At 61.6% G+C, this 19,375-nt stretch carries 19 protein-coding genes and 2 pseudogenes; 13 read left to right on the top strand and 8 right to left on the bottom strand.

Annotation, left to right across the window (positions count from 1 at the left end; genetic code table 11):
- Positions 1-598: 598 nt before the first annotated feature.
- Positions 599-1,240, top strand: a complete 642-nt coding sequence (locus NKH01_RS32180) for a peroxiredoxin-like family protein (protein WP_353024334.1) — start codon at positions 599-601, stop codon at positions 1,238-1,240.
- A gap of 304 nt (positions 1,241-1,544) precedes the next feature.
- Here NKH01_RS32180 and groL read toward each other — a convergent pair whose 3' ends face one another.
- The 4 genes from groL to NKH01_RS32160 all read right to left on the bottom strand — a co-directional run bounded on the left by groL (position 1,545) and on the right by NKH01_RS32160 (position 5,628).
- Positions 1,545-3,188, bottom strand: coding sequence for a chaperonin GroEL (gene groL, locus NKH01_RS32175; protein ID WP_353024332.1), 1,644 nt, complete (start codon positions 3,186-3,188; stop codon positions 1,545-1,547).
- A 65-nt stretch (positions 3,189-3,253) separates the two neighbouring features.
- The gene (hemA, locus tag NKH01_RS32170; RefSeq protein WP_353024340.1) at positions 3,254-4,510 is read right to left on the bottom strand and encodes a 5-aminolevulinate synthase; all 1,257 of its coding nucleotides are present in this window, start codon (positions 4,508-4,510) and stop codon (positions 3,254-3,256) included.
- A gap of 172 nt (positions 4,511-4,682) precedes the next feature.
- Positions 4,683-4,925, bottom strand: coding sequence for a hypothetical protein (locus tag NKH01_RS32165; RefSeq protein WP_023718664.1), 243 nt, complete (start codon positions 4,923-4,925; stop codon positions 4,683-4,685).
- 97 nt (positions 4,926-5,022) lie between these two features.
- Positions 5,023-5,628 carry an SCO family protein gene (locus NKH01_RS32160; RefSeq protein WP_353024330.1) on the bottom strand — a complete coding sequence of 202 codons (606 nt, stop codon included), beginning with the start codon at positions 5,626-5,628 and terminating at the stop codon, positions 5,023-5,025.
- Positions 5,629-5,824: 196 nt separating this feature from the next.
- On the opposite strand from NKH01_RS32160, the gene NKH01_RS32155 reads away from it, so the two are divergent.
- The 9 genes from NKH01_RS32155 (at position 5,825) to NKH01_RS32115 (ending at position 15,076) form a co-directional block, all read left to right on the top strand.
- Entirely contained in the window at positions 5,825-6,523 is a 699-nt protein-coding gene (locus NKH01_RS32155) for a carboxypeptidase regulatory-like domain-containing protein (protein ID WP_502912710.1), read from the top strand.
- A 90-nt stretch (positions 6,524-6,613) separates the two neighbouring features.
- Positions 6,614-7,759 (top strand): metallophosphoesterase family protein, encoded by a 1,146-nt coding sequence (locus NKH01_RS32150; RefSeq protein WP_352450402.1) that lies wholly within the window; start codon positions 6,614-6,616, stop codon positions 7,757-7,759.
- 11 nt (positions 7,760-7,770) lie between these two features.
- Positions 7,771-8,232, top strand: coding sequence for a c-type cytochrome (locus tag NKH01_RS32145; protein WP_023718668.1), 462 nt, complete (start codon positions 7,771-7,773; stop codon positions 8,230-8,232).
- Positions 8,233-8,378: 146 nt separating this feature from the next.
- A complete protein-coding gene (locus tag NKH01_RS32140; RefSeq protein ID WP_023718669.1) occupies positions 8,379-9,821 on the top strand; it encodes a cbb3-type cytochrome c oxidase subunit I in 1,443 nt (480 codons plus the stop codon).
- On the top strand, positions 9,818-11,482 hold the full coding sequence (locus NKH01_RS32135) for a cbb3-type cytochrome c oxidase subunit II (RefSeq protein WP_353024326.1): 1,665 nt from the start codon (positions 9,818-9,820) through the stop codon (positions 11,480-11,482). Before NKH01_RS32140 ends, NKH01_RS32135 begins: the two co-directional genes overlap by 4 nt.
- 151 nt (positions 11,483-11,633) lie before the next feature.
- Positions 11,634-11,858, top strand: coding sequence for a hypothetical protein (locus NKH01_RS32130; RefSeq protein WP_352528399.1), 225 nt, complete (start codon positions 11,634-11,636; stop codon positions 11,856-11,858).
- 153 nt (positions 11,859-12,011) lie between these two features.
- Positions 12,012-12,134 carry a hypothetical protein gene (locus tag NKH01_RS32125; protein ID WP_352450399.1) on the top strand — a complete coding sequence of 41 codons (123 nt, stop codon included), beginning with the start codon at positions 12,012-12,014 and terminating at the stop codon, positions 12,132-12,134.
- A 30-nt stretch (positions 12,135-12,164) separates the two neighbouring features.
- A complete protein-coding gene (locus tag NKH01_RS32120; protein ID WP_352965704.1) occupies positions 12,165-12,893 on the top strand; it encodes a sulfite exporter TauE/SafE family protein in 729 nt (242 codons plus the stop codon).
- 56 nt (positions 12,894-12,949) lie between these two features.
- Positions 12,950-15,076, top strand: a complete 2,127-nt coding sequence (locus NKH01_RS32115; protein ID WP_353024338.1) for a heavy metal translocating P-type ATPase — start codon at positions 12,950-12,952, stop codon at positions 15,074-15,076.
- An 8-nt stretch (positions 15,077-15,084) separates the two neighbouring features.
- On the opposite strand, the gene NKH01_RS32110 is transcribed toward NKH01_RS32115, so the two are convergent.
- The 4 genes from NKH01_RS32110 to NKH01_RS32095 are packed head-to-tail and all read right to left on the bottom strand — an operon-like array spanning position 15,085 to position 17,552.
- The gene (locus NKH01_RS32110) at positions 15,085-16,353 is read right to left on the bottom strand and encodes an NAD(P)/FAD-dependent oxidoreductase (RefSeq protein WP_353024324.1); all 1,269 of its coding nucleotides are present in this window, start codon (positions 16,351-16,353) and stop codon (positions 15,085-15,087) included.
- A gap of 6 nt (positions 16,354-16,359) precedes the next feature.
- Complete coding sequence (locus NKH01_RS32105; RefSeq protein WP_352547756.1) at positions 16,360-16,701, bottom strand: c-type cytochrome; 342 nt, start codon at positions 16,699-16,701, stop codon at positions 16,360-16,362.
- A 53-nt stretch (positions 16,702-16,754) separates the two neighbouring features.
- Positions 16,755-17,081 carry a thiosulfate oxidation carrier complex protein SoxZ gene (soxZ, locus tag NKH01_RS32100; RefSeq protein ID WP_353024322.1) on the bottom strand — a complete coding sequence of 109 codons (327 nt, stop codon included), beginning with the start codon at positions 17,079-17,081 and terminating at the stop codon, positions 16,755-16,757.
- Positions 17,082-17,102: 21 nt separating this feature from the next.
- The gene (locus tag NKH01_RS32095; RefSeq protein WP_352903453.1) at positions 17,103-17,552 is read right to left on the bottom strand and encodes a thiosulfate oxidation carrier protein SoxY; all 450 of its coding nucleotides are present in this window, start codon (positions 17,550-17,552) and stop codon (positions 17,103-17,105) included.
- A 164-nt stretch (positions 17,553-17,716) separates the two neighbouring features.
- Between NKH01_RS32095 and NKH01_RS32090 the strand changes: the two are divergent.
- From NKH01_RS32090 to NKH01_RS32080, 3 genes and pseudogenes are all read left to right on the top strand, one after another.
- Positions 17,717-17,814: pseudogene (locus NKH01_RS32090) on the top strand (sulfite exporter TauE/SafE family protein); the annotation flags it as partial.
- Positions 17,815-18,391: 577 nt separating this feature from the next.
- Positions 18,392-19,165: a sulfite exporter TauE/SafE family protein gene (locus NKH01_RS32085; RefSeq protein ID WP_352979947.1), complete on the top strand. Its 774-nt coding sequence runs from the start codon at positions 18,392-18,394 to the stop codon at positions 19,163-19,165.
- Between the two features lie 29 nt (positions 19,166-19,194).
- Positions 19,195-19,320 (top strand): annotated as a pseudogene (locus tag NKH01_RS32080) (pyrroline-5-carboxylate reductase); the annotation flags it as partial.
- Between the last annotated feature and the right edge of the window lie 55 nt (positions 19,321-19,375).

The raw sequence follows: 19,375 nt of genomic DNA, 5'->3' as shown, positions 1-19,375 counted from the left end.
GGCAATCGTCTGCGGCCCGCGGGTTCCTGCATGAGAGACTTTCGTATGCCTGACGGCACCCGAAACCCTTAAGCATGTCGGTCATAGAGATCAGCTTCGCCGCGTCCTGAAAGCGGACATCGCGGGTGACAATGCTGGAGGTCATGGCCGCGCCACAACCGGACCTTCGCCAATCGTGGCGAAATATGAAGATCCAATCTCGACCTTGGTCGTCGCAGATTTGAACGTCCAAAACGAGGCCGGGAACCTGACCTTCAGCGCAAGAGCATTCGGGAGCGCTACATTTGACGTCCGGGCACATCGAAGCCGCCCAAGTTTCAAGACTTGAACACCGCAGGCATGTGAAGATCCAATCGGTCCCGCCGCTGTATCGTCCCATGGCACGGATGAGACGATACACTGTTTACCACAGCGCTCGCGACGGCTCGCGAAACGGGCAACCCGCAGAGGCTTTTTTCGTGTTATGATGCGCTTGCAACGCGCGTAATCTCGACCTCGGCAATATGGCAAAGGTCGAAAGCAATTTTTGCCCTGGCGTCCCAGCACGGACTCGACTCCGGATAGCTGGGTGTGCTTATCCGGGGCGAGGAGGTTGTCCATGTCCACGAGTAATGTCGAACGCCCGCTGCAGCCGGGCGACCGGGCGCCGAATATTATTCTCGATGCGATCTCCCGCGAAGGCAAAATCGCGCTGGCTGATTTTCGAGGCCGTACCCCGTTGTTGATCGGTTTGTTCCGAGGCCTGCACTGTGCGTTCTGCCGGCGCAATGTCGCGGCAATGGCGCAGCTCAAGCCGGCCCTGGGTGAGAAAGGCGTCGAATGCCTGGCGGTCGTCAATACGCCGGTAGAGCGGGCACGGCTCTATTTCCGTTACCATCCGACACCCGATCTTCTCGCCGCGTCCGACCCGGAGCGGGCCTCGCACCGTGCTTTCGGCTTGCGCGAGGTCGGGATGGACAAGGTCATGGGGATCCGTATCGATCTCCCGGGTGAGTTGCCCGAGCCTATGGACCCCATGGCAATGGACGAGTTTCTCAACAAGAAGGAGGGGTATGAGATTACGGAAGCCGATCAGCAGATGATGGCTTCCGCTAAGGAGCTGCTTGTTGGTCAGTTTCTCATCGACCGAGGGGGCATTGTGCGCTGGAGCTTCACTGAAGTTCTGGAGGATGGCCTCAATACCTTCAAGGCGCCGAATCCGGAGGAATTGATGTCAGCGGCTTCCCAAGTTGCACATTAATGGGCAGCGGAAATAGGCGGCTGACAACTCGCTCGACGACCGCGCCCTTCCCGCTCACTACCGGGGAAAGGCCGTCCTGGGTTCAAAACATGAAGATCGTGGATGACCGCTTCGCGCCCGGTTTCGGCCGTTGAGGTCAGCTTTGCCACCACCTGGAAGCGGACATAGCCGGCGACCACTCCGGAAGCCGCGGTCGCGCCATGAGCCGACCTTGCATCCCGTGATCCTCGACGACTTGTCTCACCTCGATAGCGGACGAGATCATTGTTGATGGTCGCGAGCCCGGATTACGGCCGCGAAGCGGTCAGAAATCCATATCCATGTCGTGATGATGATGCTCGTGACCGGGAAGCTCCGGCGGCGGCGGGCCAGGCACTTCGGCCACCATGACTTCCGTTGTAAGGAGAAGACCCGCAACCGAGGCCGCGCCCTGGAGCGCCGTTCGCACCACCTTGGCCGGGTCGATGATGCCCTTTGAGACCAGATCCCCGTACACGCCCGATTGGGCATCGTAGCCATAGGCGTTGTCGTGGTTTTCGAGGATCCCGGCGATGACGACCGAGCCTTCCAGGCCGGCATTTATCGCGATCTGCCGAGCCGGCCAGGTGATCGCCTTCCTGACGATCGCGATTCCGACCTGCTGGTCCTCGTTGCCGCCCTTGAGCTTCTTGAGCGCCCTGCCGGCGCGCAGCAAGGCGACCCCGCCGCCCGGGAGAATGCCCTCTGCGACCGCGGCTCTTGTCGCGTTCATCGCGTCATCGATGCGATCCTTCTTCTCCCTGACTTCGACTTCGGTGGCACCGCCGACCCGGATCACGGCGACGCCACCGGCGAGCCTGGCCAGCCGCTCCTGGAGCTCCTCGCGGTCGTAATCGGAGGTGGTTTCCGCAAGCTCGAGCTTGATCTCAGCGATGCGGGCCTCGATGCTTGCCCGCTTGCCGGCGCCGCCGACGATCGTGGTCTTTGCCTTGTCGATCATCACCTTCTTGGTGCGCCCGAGCATATCGAGGGAAGCATGCTCGAGCTTGATGCCCAAATCCTCCGAGATCACCGTTCCGCGGGTCATCAGCGCGAGATCCTGCAGCATCGCCTTGCGGCGGTTTCCGTAGGCCGGCGCCTTGACTGCTGCAACCTTGAGAGCGCCGCGCAACTTATTGACCACCAGCGCCGCAATCACCTCACGCTCGACATCCTCGGCGATGATGAGCAGCGGCTTGCCGGCCTGCACCACCTTCTCCAGCAGCGGCAGTATTTCGTTCAGGCTGGAAAGTTTCTTCTCACTGATGAGGACATAGACATCCTGCATCTCGACCCGCATCTTTGCGCGATTGGTGATGAAATGGGGCGAGATATAGCCGCGGTCGAACTGCATGCCCTCGACGAATTCGAGTTCGGTTTTGAGCGACGTCCCGTCCTCGACAGTGATCAGGCCGTCATTGCCGACCCTCTTCATGGCGTCGGCTAGGCAGCGACCAATCTCCCTATCGCCGTTGGCCGAGATGGTGCCGACTTGCGCAATTTCGACGTTCGAGGTGACCTTCGTGGCATTGTTCTTGAGTTCCGCGACGACGGCTTCGACCGCGAGATCGATGCCGCGCTTCAGGTCCATGGGATTCATGCCGGCGGCCACCGCCTTGGCGCCCTCCCGGACGATCGCATGCGCGATCACGACGGCGGTGGTCGTGCCGTCGCCGGCCTGATAGGAGGTTCTTGTTGCGATCTCGCGCACCATCTGGGCGCCCATGTTCTCGAACTTGTTGTCGAGTTCGATTTCCCTGGCGACGGTCACGCCGTCCTTCGTGACCCGCGGCGCGCCGTGCTCCCTACCGATCGCGACGTTGCGCCCTAGCGGGCCAAGCGTGACGCTCACCGCATTCGCCAAGGTGTCAATGCCGTGCAGCATTCTGTCGCGAGCCTCGAACGAGAACTTGATTTCCTTGGCAGCCATTTCCTTGAACCTTAAGACCCAATCTTCGGGGAACGTCCGGGCAACGGCGAAGCTTCATTCGCCACTCAGGCGAGATTGTCGCGTGGCAGCCCGAGCCGATTCCAGACATCGAACAGAGCTGCCGCGAGCCGATCAATCATGATGTCCTCATGACAGGGTGTCGGCGTGATGCGCAGCCGCTCAGTTCCCTTCGCCACGGTCGGATAATTGATCGGCTGGATATAGATGTCGTGCTCGCTCAGCAGCAGGTCGCTCGCCGCTTTGCAATGCGCCGGATCGCCGACTGCCACCGGAACGATATGGGTGTCGCCTGGGATGACCGGCAGCGCAGCGGCCCCCAGCGCCGCCTTGACCCGCCGGACGCGGTCCTGCTGGCGCTTGCGCTCCCACTGCGAGGTTTTCAGATGCCTGATCGCCGCTGTGGCCGCGGCGCAGATCGCCGGCGGCAACGCGGTGGTGAAGATGAAACCCGGAGCATAGGAACGAACCGCATCGATCAGCACAGCACTTCCCGTGATATAGCCGCCGAGGCAGCCGAAGGCCTTGGCGAGCGTGCCTTCGATCACATCGATCCGGTTCATGGCGCCGTCGCGCGCAGCGATGCCGGCGCCGCGAGGGCCGTAAATGCCCACAGCATGGACCTCGTCGAGATAGGTCATTGCGCCGTAACGATCGGCCATGTCGCAAATGCGATTGATTGGCGCGATGTCGCCGCCCATCGAATAGAGACTTTCGAAGACGATGAGTTTTGGCCGATCCGGACCCGCCGCCTTCAACAATTCCTCGAGATGATCGACGTCGTTGTGGCGGAAGATACTCTTCTCCTTACCGGACTGGAGGATGCCCTCGATCATCGAATTGTGGTTGAGCGCATCGGACAGGATCAGACAACCGGGGATCAGCTTGGCGATGGTCGAGATGCCAGTCTGGTTCGAAACATAGCCGGACGTGAAGACCAGTGCCGCCTCCTTGCCGTGGAGATCGGCAAGCTCGCCCTCGAGCTCTACGAGCGGATGGCTGGTGCCGGAGATATTGCGCGTCCCGCCGGCCCCCGTTCCCAGGCGGGTAGCAGTCTCCACCATGGCGGCGACCACCTTTGGGTGTTGCCCCATCCCGAGATAGTCGTTGGAGCACCAGATCACGACGTCCTTCGGTCCACGCGGGGAATGCCACACGGCATTGGGAAAGCGTCCGGCGATGCGCTCCAGGTCCTCGAACACACGGTAGCGCCATTCCCCCTGCAGACGCGCGATCGCATCCGCAAAGAAACCGTCATAACTCGTAATGCCTGGCTCCAAGATACCGCCTTGCCCATCGGCCATATCGCCCGCATCTCCGGTCATCGGAGGTCCAGATCGCCGCGGCGCAATGACGTTCTTTACGCCGCCAGGTTTGCCGGTGTGCAACGCTGTGGGTTCCGCCATCGCCGATTCCCCTGCTTGCATACGAATTATGTCGAAGCGCGATCCACGCCGATCCCGCTCGCATCGTTCCTCACGACCCGCGTTCAGGAAGGTCGAAGTTGAGCTGCAACATTCGCGCTATGTTTATCAGAATCGTCTCGCAGACCTTATCTTGATTAGGATCCAGATATTTGACAGTCCAGTTTGCCCCGTTCTCCTTGGTTTCGAGCCGCTGAATCACAAAATCGGTGACGTCCCCGCATCCCGGCTCCTTATGAAGATCCGCGAGGATCAATGCCTTAAGCTCCGAAGCTTCCTTTGTATGTCTTTGCATTGCCGCTCTCCTTCCGGAAGACAACTTTCTATGGATCGATCAACTGCATAATCGTGATCTCCGTCATCCCAGGGATCGTGTCATCCCAGGGATCGTGTCATCGCACCAGTTCACCCAACCTGGCGGCAATGCCGCTGCTTGGTGTGTCAGAGTCTAGCCCCTCCACGAATTGCCCCTGTGGGTTCATGATGTAGATGTGGGTGCCGTGATCCATTAGGTAGTCGTCACCGCCCGCTTCGCCCTGGCGCGCCACGCCGTAGGCGCCATATGCCTCCGAAACTGCAGCGATTTGTTGTGGGCTGCCGGTCAGCCCCACGATGCGCGGACCGAACGCCGCGGTAAAGCTTCCCATCACCTCAGGCGTGTCGCGTTCGGGATCGACGGTGATGAAGAGCGGTTGCAGTTTTGCGGCGTCGGGGCCGAGTTCCTCAATCGCCGCGGCGATTTCGGACAGAGTCGTCGGACAGATGTCGGGACAAGACGTATAGCCGAAGAAAACCAGCAGCCATTTGCCGCGATAAGTCTCATCGGTGACCGTCGTTCCGTCCGGCGCCGTGAGCGTGAATGGGCCACCGACCGTCACAGGCGCCGTGTCAGCTCGCACGAGCGGTTGGCAGATCGACAGGGCCGCTGCGAATATGATGCAGAAGAGGGTATGCGGACCGTAGGCCCAGGGGCGGAGGAGTCCATGCCGTCGCTTCATCAAGTACCTCCGGCACTTCGAGAATGACGCGCCAAACCCCCCGCGTGTGTTTGTGATTAACAAACTCGCCTAACCCAACCCACTTTATCATATTTTGTTGCTGGATGGCTAGACATGGCACTGGTTTGGCTCTATTTTTAAGAGTTGCCCCTCATCTCTCTTGAAGGAGGTGGCTTTTATGACGATTCGCGAATTGATGAGCGGACTAGCGGCGATCGCTTTCGTTGCGACAATGTCCGCGCCTGCGCAAGCCTACGAAGTGGGTCCGGTCACGGGAGGTGGAACGATCGAGGGTACGATCGTCTACCGCGGCGACGTGCCGACAACAAAGATCATCCCCACCAAGAATATCGAGGTGTGCGGCGACCCCCGCGAGGAGCCGCTGATCGAAGTCGGCAGCGATCAGGCCGTGCTGAACGCGGCGGTGCAGCTGGTCGACGTGGCACAGGGAAAGGCCTGGCCGCAGCCCGGAAAGCTGCCTGAGCTTAACAACCTCAAATGTCGCTTTGAGCCCGCGGTGCAGATGATACCGGCCGGTCCGTTGGAGGTGGTCAACAGCGACCCAGTTCTCCACAACACCCACGGCTATTATGGCAAGCGCACCGCCTTCAACGTGGCGCTGCCCAATAAGGGCCAGCGCATACCGGTCGAACTGAAGCGTGCCGGCACTGTCCGCATCGATTGCGACGCGCATGGCTGGATGGAGGGCTGGGTCTATGTGGTGGACAATCCCTACTACGCGGTCACCGGCGCCGATGGCAAATTCAGCATAACCGATGTTCCGCCGGGGGACTACAAGCTCGTGGCGATCCATCCCTTCACCGGGCCCATCGAGCAGCCCGTCACGGTAGAGGAGAATAAGGCCACCAGTCTGACGATTGAACTGAAAAAATAACAAAATGGGCGACCCACTGATTCAACAGGGTCGCGTTCCTGCGAGAAGACCGACGCTTTAAGAAACGGTCTGCACTGAGGAGGAACCCTGATGTCTGACGAGCTTGACCGCATTCGGCGCGAAATGCATGCGGTGCTGCAGCAGCCTGGCGTACGCCCCGACGACTCGCTTCAAATCACCCGCCGCACCTTCATTCACAGATCGCTGCTGTTCGGCGCTGCTTCCGTCGGCCAGACCTTCGCGTGGTGGCCGCTGCTCAACACCATCGACGTCGCTCACGCCGCCGAAGCGCCCTTCAAGTTTGCCTGGATTTCGGACACCCATCTCTACGAGAGATCCCTCAACACGCGCTTCGTCGACAAGGTGGTGCGCGCCGTGCAAGAGGTCCAGGCCATGGATCCGCCGGCCGACTTCCTGATCTTCGGCGGCGACCTGGCCCAACTCGGAAAGATCGAGGAACTTGAGCTTGGCGTTGAGCTCCTCAAGGATTTGACGATCAAGAAATACTACATCCCGGGCGAGCATGACTGGTATCTGGATATGGGCAAGAAGTGGGGCGAGTTGTTCGGCCAACCCAACTGGACCTTCGATCACAAAGGCGTGCGCTTCATTGGGCTCGATACGGTCAGCCGGGGACCGGACTACTGGACAGCGAAGAAGATGACGCCAGAGGAGCGCATGGGCCATATGGCTACCCTCGACGGCACGGTTGCCGGGGCGTGGGCCGGCGTCGGCCGCGACCAGCTCGACTGGATGCAGAAGACACTCGCCGACTGGGATAAGTCCAAACCGATCGTCATCTTCAGCCATAATCCGCTGTACGAGTACTACCCGCCCTGGAATTTCTGGGTGCGCGACTGGCGCGAAGTGAATGACGTGCTGAAGCCTTATACCAAGGTCACCAACATCCACGGTCACGTGCACCAGGTGCTCTACAACGAGATCGGCAGCATGCGCTCGATCGGCATGCTGGCGACCTCCTGGCCGTGGCCGTATGCGCCGGAAGGCTTGCCCAAGCTTACCAAGCCGATGATCCGTGTCGATCCGGGCGATCCCTTCGACGGGGTCGGTTGGGAAACCGTGAACGTCAACGCCGACGATAAGGTCGATGTCGAGTACATCATGTGGGGCCGCAAGGAGGTGTTCGTCCAGTCGCCGGAGGACCACGACAAGAGCATTGCGGAGGTCATACGGTCACGCATCGCCGACAAACAGTACCCATGGGCAAATCCATAAGGGTGGTGGCTATGATAAACACATCGACATTCCTCTGCATTCTGAGGCGTTCCATCGTCGCCGGAGCAGTCGTCGCAGCTGCCGTCGTCGGGCCGGCCAGTGCCAACAAGGATCCGGTGACGCCAAAGCAGCTGAAACTCTATCAAGAAGCGTTCATGGAGGAGGTCAGGAAAGGAGACCTCCTGTTCCATGGTGATGCGGCGATGAAGGAGCAGTTGGGCGTCAAGCTGTCGACCACTGGGTGGGCCTGCGCCATGTGCCATCCGATGGCCTCCGATACCCACCCGCAGGCGTTCCCGAAGTTCCAGGCGTCGATGGCCAAGTTCGCGACACTGCGCGACATGATCAACTGGTGCATCGAGAAACCGAGCCAGGGCGAGAAGATCGATCCCGAATCGGAGGCGATGAAGGCGCTCGAGGCGTACATCACCTGGTCGAACAGCGGCTCGGTGTTGGTGCCAGGCAAATACTAGTCTCGTCGATAGCCGGGGGCACCGGCTTCAGGGAGCGCGAAGCGAGTCCGCCATCGGAGTGACACCTCGATGGGGAATGGTGGGCTTAAAGCAGTCGTGCGGCCCTTGAACCGCGCGGGGAGGGCCATGCGTTGGCAGAGACTGGGATGGAGCTGCGCGGCAAGTTCGCGAATGTGGACCTGGATGCGCTGGTCGACAAACGGGTCGTGCGGACCTGGCTTTATTTTGGCATGTTCTGGCTGATGGTGACGCCATCCGTCGGCGTCATGATCTCGGGCACCTTCAACTACCCCGACTATCTCGGATCGGGGAACCTCGAGCTCACTTTCGGCCGGCTGCGCCCGGTCCACGTCAACGGTGTCATCTTCGGCGCCTTCTCGACGCTTTTCATCGGCCTTTGCTACTATCTCGTGCCGCGTCTGTCGGGGGTGCGGGTGATATGGTCGGAGTGGTCGGTTCTTCTCGCATGGGTCTGGAACGTCGCAACGCTTGCCGGTTTGGTCGGCTTGCTGCTCGGCGACAGTGACGGTTTGGAAGCCGGAGAGCTTCCGCTGTACGCGAAGGTCGCATTCTTCATCGTGGTGGCTGTTGCTACCGCGCAGTTCCTGATCACGATCAGTCGAAGGCTCGAGCCGGCGATCTATGTCGCGCTATGGTACCTGATCGCCACTTTCGTGTGGACGACGATGAACTTCGTGCTTGGAAGCTTCATCCTGCCATACACGATCTCGGGCATCAACAGCGCCGCCTTCCATGGCCTCTATCTCCACTACATCGTCGGGCTGTGGATAACGCCCGCGGGCTACGTGATCATCTACTATTTCCTGCCGGTCAGCGCGCGAAATCCGCTCTATGCCCATAAGCTCTCGCTGGTAGGCTTCTGGTCCCTGGCACTGTTCTACCCGTTCGTCGGCATCCACCATTACCTCTACAGCCCGATCGCGGACTGGGCCGAGACCTTGGCCGTCGTCACGTCGATGCTGCTGATCATTCCGGTGTGGACGGTGCTGGTGAACTTCTTCGGCACCATGATGGGCAGGTGGCATGAGTTCGGCAGGAACTTGCCGGCGAAGTTCCTGATCATGGGCTCGCTCATGTATCTCGTCGGCTGCTTCCAGGGCTCGACCGAGGCGCTGCGGCAGCTGCAGCAGCCGACCCATTTCACCGATTTCGTCATCTCGCATTCGCATCTCACCGTGTTCGGCACCTTCGTCGTCTGGGCGATGGGGGGCCTCCTCTATACTTGGCCGCGGCTGTTCGGGCGCGAACTCTGGTCCTTCAAGCTCGGCAACTGGTCGTTCTGGCTGATCACCGTCGGCATCACGACCATGGGCCTGGTCCTCACAGCGGGCGGGCTGCAGCAGGGTTATCAATGGATGAATGGGGTCGAATGGCTCGACTCGCTCGTCTGGGTGAAGCCCTACTGGCTGGCGCGGACCCTGGCAGGCATCAGCATGGATATCGGTATGTCGCTGCTGGTGGTGAATCTGATGCTGACCGCACTGACCAGCCCGGCGGCTGAGGCGCGACGCGCCCGCGGGCCGGTGGAGGCGCCTATCCCGGCCCCGGCGGGAGGGCCCGCGCAGTGAACGTTCGCTTCTTCGCGCTGTTCGCCGGCGTCTTCTGCATCACCCTTGCGGTGATCACGCAGGGCGTGCTGCCCTTCGTGGAGCCGTCCTCGCGAACTACGCGCGTGACCTCGGTGGTGCGCACGGATTTCGGCCAGCTGAAATGGACGGTTTCAGAGGCGACGGACTACACCGAGCAGCAGCGTCGCGGCCGCAACATTTACCTGCGCGAAGGCTGCTGGTACTGCCATTCGCAATTCGTGCGGCCGGTGACCGGCGAGATCCGCCGCTGGGGACCGGTCAGCGAGGCGGGCGAATACGCCTATGACGTGCCGCACCTGTTAGGCACACGCCGGATCGGACCGGACCTGACGCGCGTCGGCCTGAAATACAGCGACGAATGGCACCTGGCGCACTTCTACAATCCGCGGATGCTGGTGCCGGACTCGATAATGGCGCCGTATCGCGGCCTCTTCCACGAGCCCGATGCAGCCGTCCGTATCGTTGACGACGGCGCTGGCAATCGGACCCTGGAAAGGACAGAGGCCACCAAAGGCCTGTTCGACTTCGACAGCAAGCAAGCGATCCAGCTGACGCCAAATGCGTACGGGTTGCTGTTCGTGCCGCTGAAGGCGCGCGAAAGAAAGCCGATCATCCTGACGCCGAACGACGAATACACAGGCGAAACCGTCAGCATCGCGGCGGAGACGGAATCGCTGGCGGCGCTTGTTTCCTACGTCCAGAAGCTCGGCACGAATCGGGGTAAATGGCGCGATCTTTTCGAGCCGCAAAGCCTGGAGGTCATGGATGCGACGATGCCGCGCTCCGAGGAATGGATTGCTTATGGCAAGGAAGTCTATGAGCGCCGCTGCATCGGTTGCCACGGTGCCAAAGGCGACGGCAACGGGCCGGCCGCCACCTTTATGTTTAACCAGCGGCCCAGGAACTTCACGTCCGCAGTCTTCAAGTTCAGATTGACAAAGGAGCCCCTGCCCACGGACGGCGACATGCTGCGCACCATTACTCGCGGCATCCGCGGCACGGCAATGCCCCCTTGGTACGAACTGCCGCTCAACGATCGCCTGGCGGTGATCCAGTACATCAAGTATGAGCTAGCGGTTGACCGTTCCAATCCCGCCAGTCCTTACGCTTTCTTCGTCGAGGAACCGCCTGGCCCACCGTTGTATATCGGGCGCCCGCCGACCCCGTCCCAGACGATGCTGGACCGCGGCAAGGAGGTTTGGCAGGTGGCGAAGTGCTGGGAGTGCCATGGCCAAGGTGGCAAGGGCGACGGCGAGAAGGCGGCCGGCCTCAAGGATGATATCGGGTTCGCCATCGTGCCGGCCGACCTCACCAGCGGCCAGTTCAAGTCTGGCCCGGCCGTCGAAGACATCTTCCGGACGATAACGACCGGCCTCAGCGGCACGCCGATGCCGTCCTATCGGGATGCCTTTCCGGACGAGGATCGGTGGGCGCTTTCCTATTTCGTGGTGGCGCTTTCCGCCTATAAAGACCCGCTCTCGCTGCAGCCGCTGTCGATCAAGAAGGAGGCCCGCGCGGCGCTGAACGATCTGGAACTGGTCGCTGACAAGCCGGAGCGAGCCTATGTGCCCGATCCGTCGGTGCCGGCGTCCGGCCCGCCAGCTCCGCCTGGCGAGGAACAGGCGCCCGCCGGAGGTTAGCGCATGCTCGGTTTTGAAGTCACCGGACCCTATGCGGGCGCCATGCTGATGAGCCTGGCGGCCCTGTTCTTGTTCATCTGGGGCGTCCTATCCGGCGCGTTGAGCGGCACCGACAAAGCCGCCAACGGGTTTTTTGAAAGGGAAATGGAGAATGAGCGATCTGCAGAGCAGCGATCCGGAGAGCCCGACGCATCCGGAACTGGATGTGCGTCAAAGCTCGCACCCTGAACTGGAGGACTATGCCGGCGGCCTGATACAGGCGCGTGTGGGATTCATTCCGCTATGGCTTCTCGTCGTCTACGTGCTGCTGTTCGCCTGGGGGCTGTACTACATGTATGCTTATTGGGGCGGGCTCGGGCCCGGCCGTCTGTTCTAAGTAGACGGTCGCAAGGGCTGGTAAGACAGGAGTGATGGAGACGATGATAGCCAAAATTCTCCTTGGGGTCGCCGCATTGAACCTCCTTTTCCTGTGCTTCGAGGTGGCGATAAACGTGCTTCGTCTTTATTTCGGCTGACATAGGAGCAGCGGATGCTACAGGACACCGTCTTCAAGCTTGCTGACGCCGGCTTGCCGCAGATGCTTGGCTTCCTCATCTATGGCGGCTGCACCGTCGGCTTTATCCTCTTTCTTTTGTATCTTGTGCGGCAATAGCGCCGCGTCCGCGCCACTGCGCAAACGCCAATGATCTACTACCTCGTGATCTTCACCGCTGGATTTGCAGGCAGCTTTCATTGCATCGGCATGTGCGGCGGCTTTGCCTGCGCGCTGGGCCGCGATCAGCGAGGGGGAGGCGCAACCGTCCTTCGCCACCTGCTCTATAATACCGGCCGATTGACAACCTATTGCTTTCTGGGCGGGCTCGCGGGCGCGATCGGTCAGGTCATCTGCACCACGCAAGGTCTAACGGCGGCGCCGCTCTTGAACGGCTCCCTCGACATCGCCCAACGAATTCTCGCGATCGTCGCTGGCCTGCTCATGATTGCCATGGCGTTGCAGTTCTTCGGCTTGCTGCAGGTCTTTCATCGCCTTGCGATCGGATTTGGCGGCAGCACATTTGCATTGTCCCTGCGCGGTCTGTTGACGGCCCGGAGCAGCGCCGCACCGCTCGCCTTTGGCGTTTTCAACGGCTTCCTGCCATGTCCCCTGGTCTATGCCTTCGCCGCCCAGGCGGCGAGCACCGCCGGAGCGCTTCCCGGGTTTCTCGTCATGGCATGGTTCGGACTGGGAACCTTCCCCGCGATGTTGATGATGGGCGGCGTTGGCCGGATACTCGGGCCAGCCTGGCGGCGGCGCGGCGTGCGGCTGGCTGGTGGCTTTATTCTTTTGCTCGGTCTCATCACGCTCGGCCGTGGTCTCCTGCCTTCCGACGCGCATATCGGCCTTGCCTGGCCGGGCGGGCATCCCGCATGACTGCGCATGGCGATATCCTCTGTAGCCATTGTTCGCTGCCCGTCGGTCTGCGCCCGATGGAGCGCAGGCTCAACGGAGAGGCTTGCGCGTTCTGCTGCTACGGCTGTTGTATCGCCTTTCAGGTGAAGAGCGGCAGACACGAGGAGTGGGAAGCCGCCTGGCTTCTGATCCAGCTCGGCGTGGGAGGCTTTCTCTCCATGAATATCATGATGTTCAGCCTCCTCCTCTATTCGGACGCGTTCACCGGCGTCGATGCGGGCGTGCTGCCGTGGATTCACTTTTTGCTCTGGATCTTCGCCACGCCGGCGGTGGTGATTCTCGGCGGACCCTATCTGCGCGACATGTGGCTCAATGGCATTCAGGGACGAGTGACGTCGTCGGCACTCATCGTGCTTGGCGTCGCTGCCGCTTACCTCTATTCGGCATTTGCCGTGTTCGAGGGCAGCCCGCATGTCTATTTCGACACCGCCGTGATGGTGCTGATGCTATTCACAGTTGGCCGCTATCTCGAGGCTGTTGGCCGCGCCAGGGCGGCGCGCGACCTCGAACCACTTCTGGCCGCAGAAAGCGAGAGCGCGACCGCGGTCGATGGCGCGGCAGAGATCCGCCGTCCGGTGCGGGAGGTGACGGCCGGCATGCTGGTGCGGGTCCGGCCAGGCGAGCGCATTCCGGTCGACGGCGTGGTTGTCGAGGGGGAATCGAACACCGATGAAGCCGTGATTACCGGAGAAAGCCGGCAAGTGACAAAGCGCGCCGGCTCCAAGGTGATTGCCGGTAGTATCAATATCGACGGCCCGCTCCTGATCCAAAGCAGCGGTGACGGAACCGCAACCCGCTGGGCACGGATTTGCCGGTCGGTGCGCGAAGCGCTGGGCCGTCGCAGTCCAACCCAGCGCCTTGCCGATCGCGTCGTTGGCGTGTCCGTGCCGCTCGTCCTTGCCCTCGGCGGGCTGACGATCGTTTACTGGGCCCAGTCATTGCCGTTCGATCGGGCGTTGCTGACTGGCCTCTCGGTGCTGGTGGTTGCCTGTCCTTGTGCCGTCGGCCTCGCTGCTCCGATGGCGATATCGCTCGGCATCGGCCGGCTGGCGCGGCACGGCTGCCTCGTCCGCGACCCCGGCGTGCTCGAGACCCTCGCGCGTGTACGGTTGGTCGCCTTCGACAAGACCGGCACTCTGACGGCGGGCAAAGCGCGTCTCGTCGGCGTCGACCGCGAGGAGGTCGGCATCGACGAAGTACTGGCGCGCGCCGCCGGTCTGGAGCGCCATTCCGAGCATGGTCTGGCGCGGGCCATCGCGGCAGCCGCCGCTCAGCGGGGCATCTCGCCGCTCGTCACCCGCGAGGTCCGGATGGTTCCCGGCCGTGGCATCCGCGGCAGCGCCGAAGGCCGGCCCGTGGCGGCAGGGAACGGCAGATTGATGAATGATCTGGGCTGGCCGCTTCCCCCCTCGCTGGCCGAGCGTGCGCGGTCGCTGGAGGCGAGCGGTCATTCGGTGGTCTATGTCGGTTGGGGCGAGCGGGTTCACGCCGTGCTGTCGCTCGATGATTCGCCGCTTCCCGAGGCGCAGGCCGCGATCGCGGCCCTGCGTGAGCGCGGGCTCGACGCCACGCTGTTGACCGGCGACTTGGCGCAAGCGGCGGAGCGGATCGCGGCCCTGGTCGGGATCAAGGACGTCCAAGCGGGCCTTTCGCCGGAGGCCAAACGGCTGGCCCTGGATCGGCTCCGCCATGACCACGATTCGGTGGCGATGGTCGGCGATGGACTGAATGACGGGCCGGTTCTGGCCGCCGCAGATGTCGGTATTGCCGTCGGCTCCGCCACCGATCTCGCCCGCGAGACTGCGGCGCTCGTGCTGCCTGCGGACGGGTTGTGGATGCTGCCCTGGATCGTCGACGTGGCCCGCGCGGTCCGCAGGACCATCTTGACCAACCTTATGTGGGCGTTCGGCTACAACCTCGTCGCCCTGACGTTCGCAGCATTCGGACTTCTGCAGCCAATCCTTGCGGCGGCGGTCATGGCCGGCTCGAGCATCCTCGTGGTGGTGAATTCGCTGCGGCTGGAGCGGCTGCCCGATCCTGTTCCAACGCTGATCCCGGAGCAACGATCCGGCGCCGAGGCGGAGCGCGCCCAGAATGGTGCCGGCATTTCCGCAATGGCCGGCCCGGCCGTCGAGCGGAGTTGAGTTACGTTTCAGCCAAACACGTCGTGCGTGAAGGCGTCGTACCAGCCTTCCGCGGCGCGCGCAGCCTGCCGGCGGATATCGGCGCTCTCGCCCACCTTGCTGACGAAGCTGATGACGCTCTTGAGCTTCCCGTCGACGGGCTTGAAGCTGATGGCGTTGCTGAACGCATCGTCGGGGGCGAGATAGGTGTAGCAGGTGTTGAACAAATGCGCCGGGAAACGCGCTGATCCGGTGAGATCGGCCGCGATGGCAAAGGCGCAGGCTTTGGCCTGGCTGTTGGCGCAGAAGGCGGATTTCGGCATATCCCCGCCGATGATCGCGTCGCCGACCAGATGGACGCCGGGCTGCAGCGCCGATTCGAAGGTGACCGGATCGACCGGACACCAGCCCGACTGATCGGCGAGCCCTGCCTGCTGCGCCAAGCGCCCGGCCATTTGCGCCGGAATGACATTGGCCACCGCGGCCTTGAATGTTGCTCCCGCGGTGATCACCGACCGGGTCTTCGCGTCGATCGCCGTGACCCCGCCGGTGAACTGGGCCGGTAGCCATTCGATCATTCCCGGATAGTGGCGGTTCCAAGCGTCCTGGAACAGGTCCTGCGCGTTGAAGCTGTCTTTCGAATCGAGGATCAGAATTTTGGCCTTGGGTTTGCTGCGCTGGAAATAGGAGGCGATGAGCGAAGCGCGCTCATAGGGGGCGGGCGGACAGCGAAACGGATTCGGCGGGACGACGATGACGAATAGGCCGCCGTCCTCCATGCTTTCCAGTTGCTGGCGCAACAGCCTGGTTTGCTGCCCTGCATTCCAGCCGTGCGGCATGATCTCCATCGCAGCTTCGTCATAGCCCCTAAGCGCCCGATCCCTGAATGCGATGCCTGGCGCAACAACGAGACGGTCGTAGCTGAGCTTCGAACCGTTGTTCAGCGCAACGGTTTTCGCCACCGGGTCAATCGCCTCAGCGGACTCATGAATGACGGTGATGCCGTATTGCCTTGCCAGCGCTTCATAACCATGGCTGAGCGATTTGAACGGGCGGAGCCCGGCGAGATAGAGATTGCTGAAGAAGCAGGTCGTGTAGCTCTGCCGCGGTTCGACCAGGGTCACCTCGATAGCCGTCGCGCTGACGGCGAGATATCTGGCGACCGTTGCGCCGCCGATGCCGCCGCCGATCACGACGACACGCGCCTTGGCCTGGCCCCGCGCCTTCGGCTGGTTGAGCGCCGTTAGCAATGCTGCTCCAGTCAGGCGGCCGAACTCGCGACGCGTCCAGAATTTCATGGCGCGCTACTTTCCCTGCGCTGCGACGTAGCGCGCGACGCTCGCGATCTCCTCGTCGCTGAGCGACAGCGCGATAGCGTGCATGATGTGATTTGGACTCTCGCTCGCCCGGTAGGCAAGCAGGGCGTTGGTGAGCCTCTCCTCACCAAGCCGGATGATGCTGGGAATGCCTGTGCCGCCGCCATCGAGACGATGGCAGGACGCACAGGTCGCGGCGAGTTGAGCGCCTTGATCGGCCCCCGCCGCCGCGCCGGATTGACTGACGAGAAGCACGAGGCCCGTGGCAATCGCAGATCTCGCGACGGGGCGCATGCTGAATACCCGTCTATTTCGAAGTTTTCCGGTCACGCTCCCACTCAACTTGTCACGCCATAATTCGCGCAGTCGATTGCGTCGCCACCTCAACCGACCGTGAGCTGGTGCGACAACGTATAGACGGCACCGCCGTCTTCCTCCCAGACGAAATCGAGCCGGCCGCTCTCTGTCGCGCGCAGGGAAAATTCGAAGAACGGGTTAGCCGAAATCGCCTCGTGTAGATCGACGCTGAACACCACGGCGTCGTTACAGCGGCAGGCAAACTGGTTAATGATCTTGCGCGGGATCACATTGCCTTGATCATCGTGGCGCAGCCCTGTTTCCATCTCATGGCTGATGATGGTCTTGACCTGGAAGACGTCGCCCTTCGCCGCAGCGCTTGGTACGATCACGCGTGGTGTGGGGGTGATCACTGTCCGGCTCCCTCTCAGATGTCAGGCGCAGCCATTTGTGGCGACGTCAACCCAAGCCGTGGTCATCAGCAGATTGCCGTCATTCATTTCGGCGACTGCGATGACATGCTGCGGTTTGGCAAGGCGGATGCGGGTCGACACGCGGGGCAGGCTGCGTTGCGGGACGAAATGGAAACTGGCCACTTCGATGATCGGGTTCTGCGGCGCGAACACGCGGATTTGCCTCACGTGGTCGGCCTCAGTCATGGGGCTGTCGATGTCGAGGCTCATAGGCACGGTGTAACCGGTCGGGAAGACCGCCGGCATTATCAGGTGAAGGCGGTCCGACTCCGTGGCCGTCCGCCCGGTGAGCTGTTTGACGAGTTCCAGCGCTTCATCGTTCGCACGCGCGCTCAGCGGCGAGGAGAGCGCGACTCCGGCAAACCCTGCACTCCCGGCGATCAACACATCGCGGCGCGTCAAGCTCATCATCCCGGTCTCCGCCTTTTTTGCGTCACTCCGAAGACACACATCATCAGCGGCAGGAGGCGGCGCAATCGGACACATCAGTGCGGCAGCTTTGAAGTTTAGCACCGCCAACCGCTGCGAGCAAATCTCTTAGAAGTGTCCAAGGTCTCTTAGCCGCCCTCGAAACGGTCAAGGCATTGCAGGAAAGGACGCTCCTGCGTTTGTCGGATTTCTAATCACGCTCTTGGCCGGCTATCAGACGCTCGAACTAACTGGAGCGCTCTGAACAGCGCCAGCGCAATGTCGGATTTACAAGCATGTGCGACATTCATGATAGGCTGAAGAAGGACCGGTCAGGGTCATAAATTCCGGTTTCGGACTAATGGGTCGCACCGAACAATGTCGCTGCGTCGCCGAGCGATTTGGACCCACGCGCTGGCTCGTCTCAGTCTCGGCTAGTCCGACTAGAGATCAGGCGCACAGCATTTCGGAGGACAATGTGCACCAGAAGCCGACATTGCACGTTGAAGGTCAGGTCAACGTCTTGCTAGTGACCTTCAATTCAAGAAATGCCGAACTCTCGGTTGCTTATTATCCCCTGTCGCAAGAATGGGAATGCCCCTGAAGCCAGGTCATCGCCATTGCCACCAAACCGGGCGGGATTGGCGTCATTCATGTGCCTTGCGGCCATTATGCTTGGCCCGCGCTAAGGGCTGAGTTTCGCGGAACAAGCCGACGCATGGTCCGTTTCCTGCGTGCCACGAGCATCACGACTGCAGCTTGGTCGAGCCATAAAGCCTCGGTGTGCCACTGCAGACGTGAGGCTTCGTTATGCGCGACGCTACTCATGCGCGGAGCCACTCATGGAAGAGTTCCTACTGTTCGCAGCCGTCGGGTTTCTGGCCCAGGCGGTCGATGGTGCTCTAGGGATGGCCTATGGCGTGATCTCTTCGACGGTGCTCCTCACCTTCGGGGTGCCACCGGCACAAGCATCAGCTTCAGTTCATGCTGCGGAATTGTTCACCACCGCCGCTTCCGGATCGGCTCATCTTTATCATCGCAACATCGATTGGAAACTGTTTTGGCGACTGATCCCCTTTGGTGTCGGCGGCGGTATGCTCGGCGCTTTCGTACTCACTTCGTTTGACGGAGATCAGGTCAAGCCATTCGTTACAGCATATCTCGCGGTTATTGGGAGCTGGTTACTATATCGGTCGTTTCATCGTATCCCCACCAACCCCGTGAAGCTGAAAATTGTGGCGCCGTTGGGCGCAACCGCCGGATTCCTGGACGCCGCAGGCGGTGGGGGGTGGGGTCCTGTCGCCACCACCGGTCTACTCGGCGCGGGTGGACAACCGCGATTCGTTATCGGCACGGTCAATGCGAGCGAGTTCCTGATTGCACTTTCAGTGTCGCTGAGCTTCCTCGCCACGATTGTAACCGGCCATTGGGAGCAAGCCGGCGAATTCCGCGACCTAACATCTGTTGCCGGACTGATCGTTGGAGGCGTTTTAGCGGCGCCGCTGGCGGGAAGGGTGGTCAAGACATTGCGGGAGAGGACGCTCCTGCGGCTTGTGGGATTTCTGATCACGCTTTTGGCCGGCTACCAGACACTCGAACTAACTGGATCGCTCTGACCGTGAGACAGTCGAACGGAGGCAAGGAAATGAGCACTTCGACCAGGATCGGCATCGGAGCGGGCTGGCTGGGCGGCGCGATCGCCGGATCCATGCTCGATGCCGGTGTCGTCAAGCCACAAGATCTTGCCTTTTCCTATCGGCGGACGAGGCCTGACTGTGGCGGAAGCTCGCGCTGGATCGAGGTGACATGGATGACCACGCCCGAGC

The sequence above is a fragment of the Mesorhizobium sp. M1403 genome, assembly GCF_040317695.1.
Classification (GTDB): Bacteria; Pseudomonadota; Alphaproteobacteria; order Rhizobiales; family Rhizobiaceae; genus Mesorhizobium.
The sequence above is the reverse complement of the archived record's forward strand: the minus strand, read 5'-3'. Positions and strand labels throughout refer to the sequence as shown.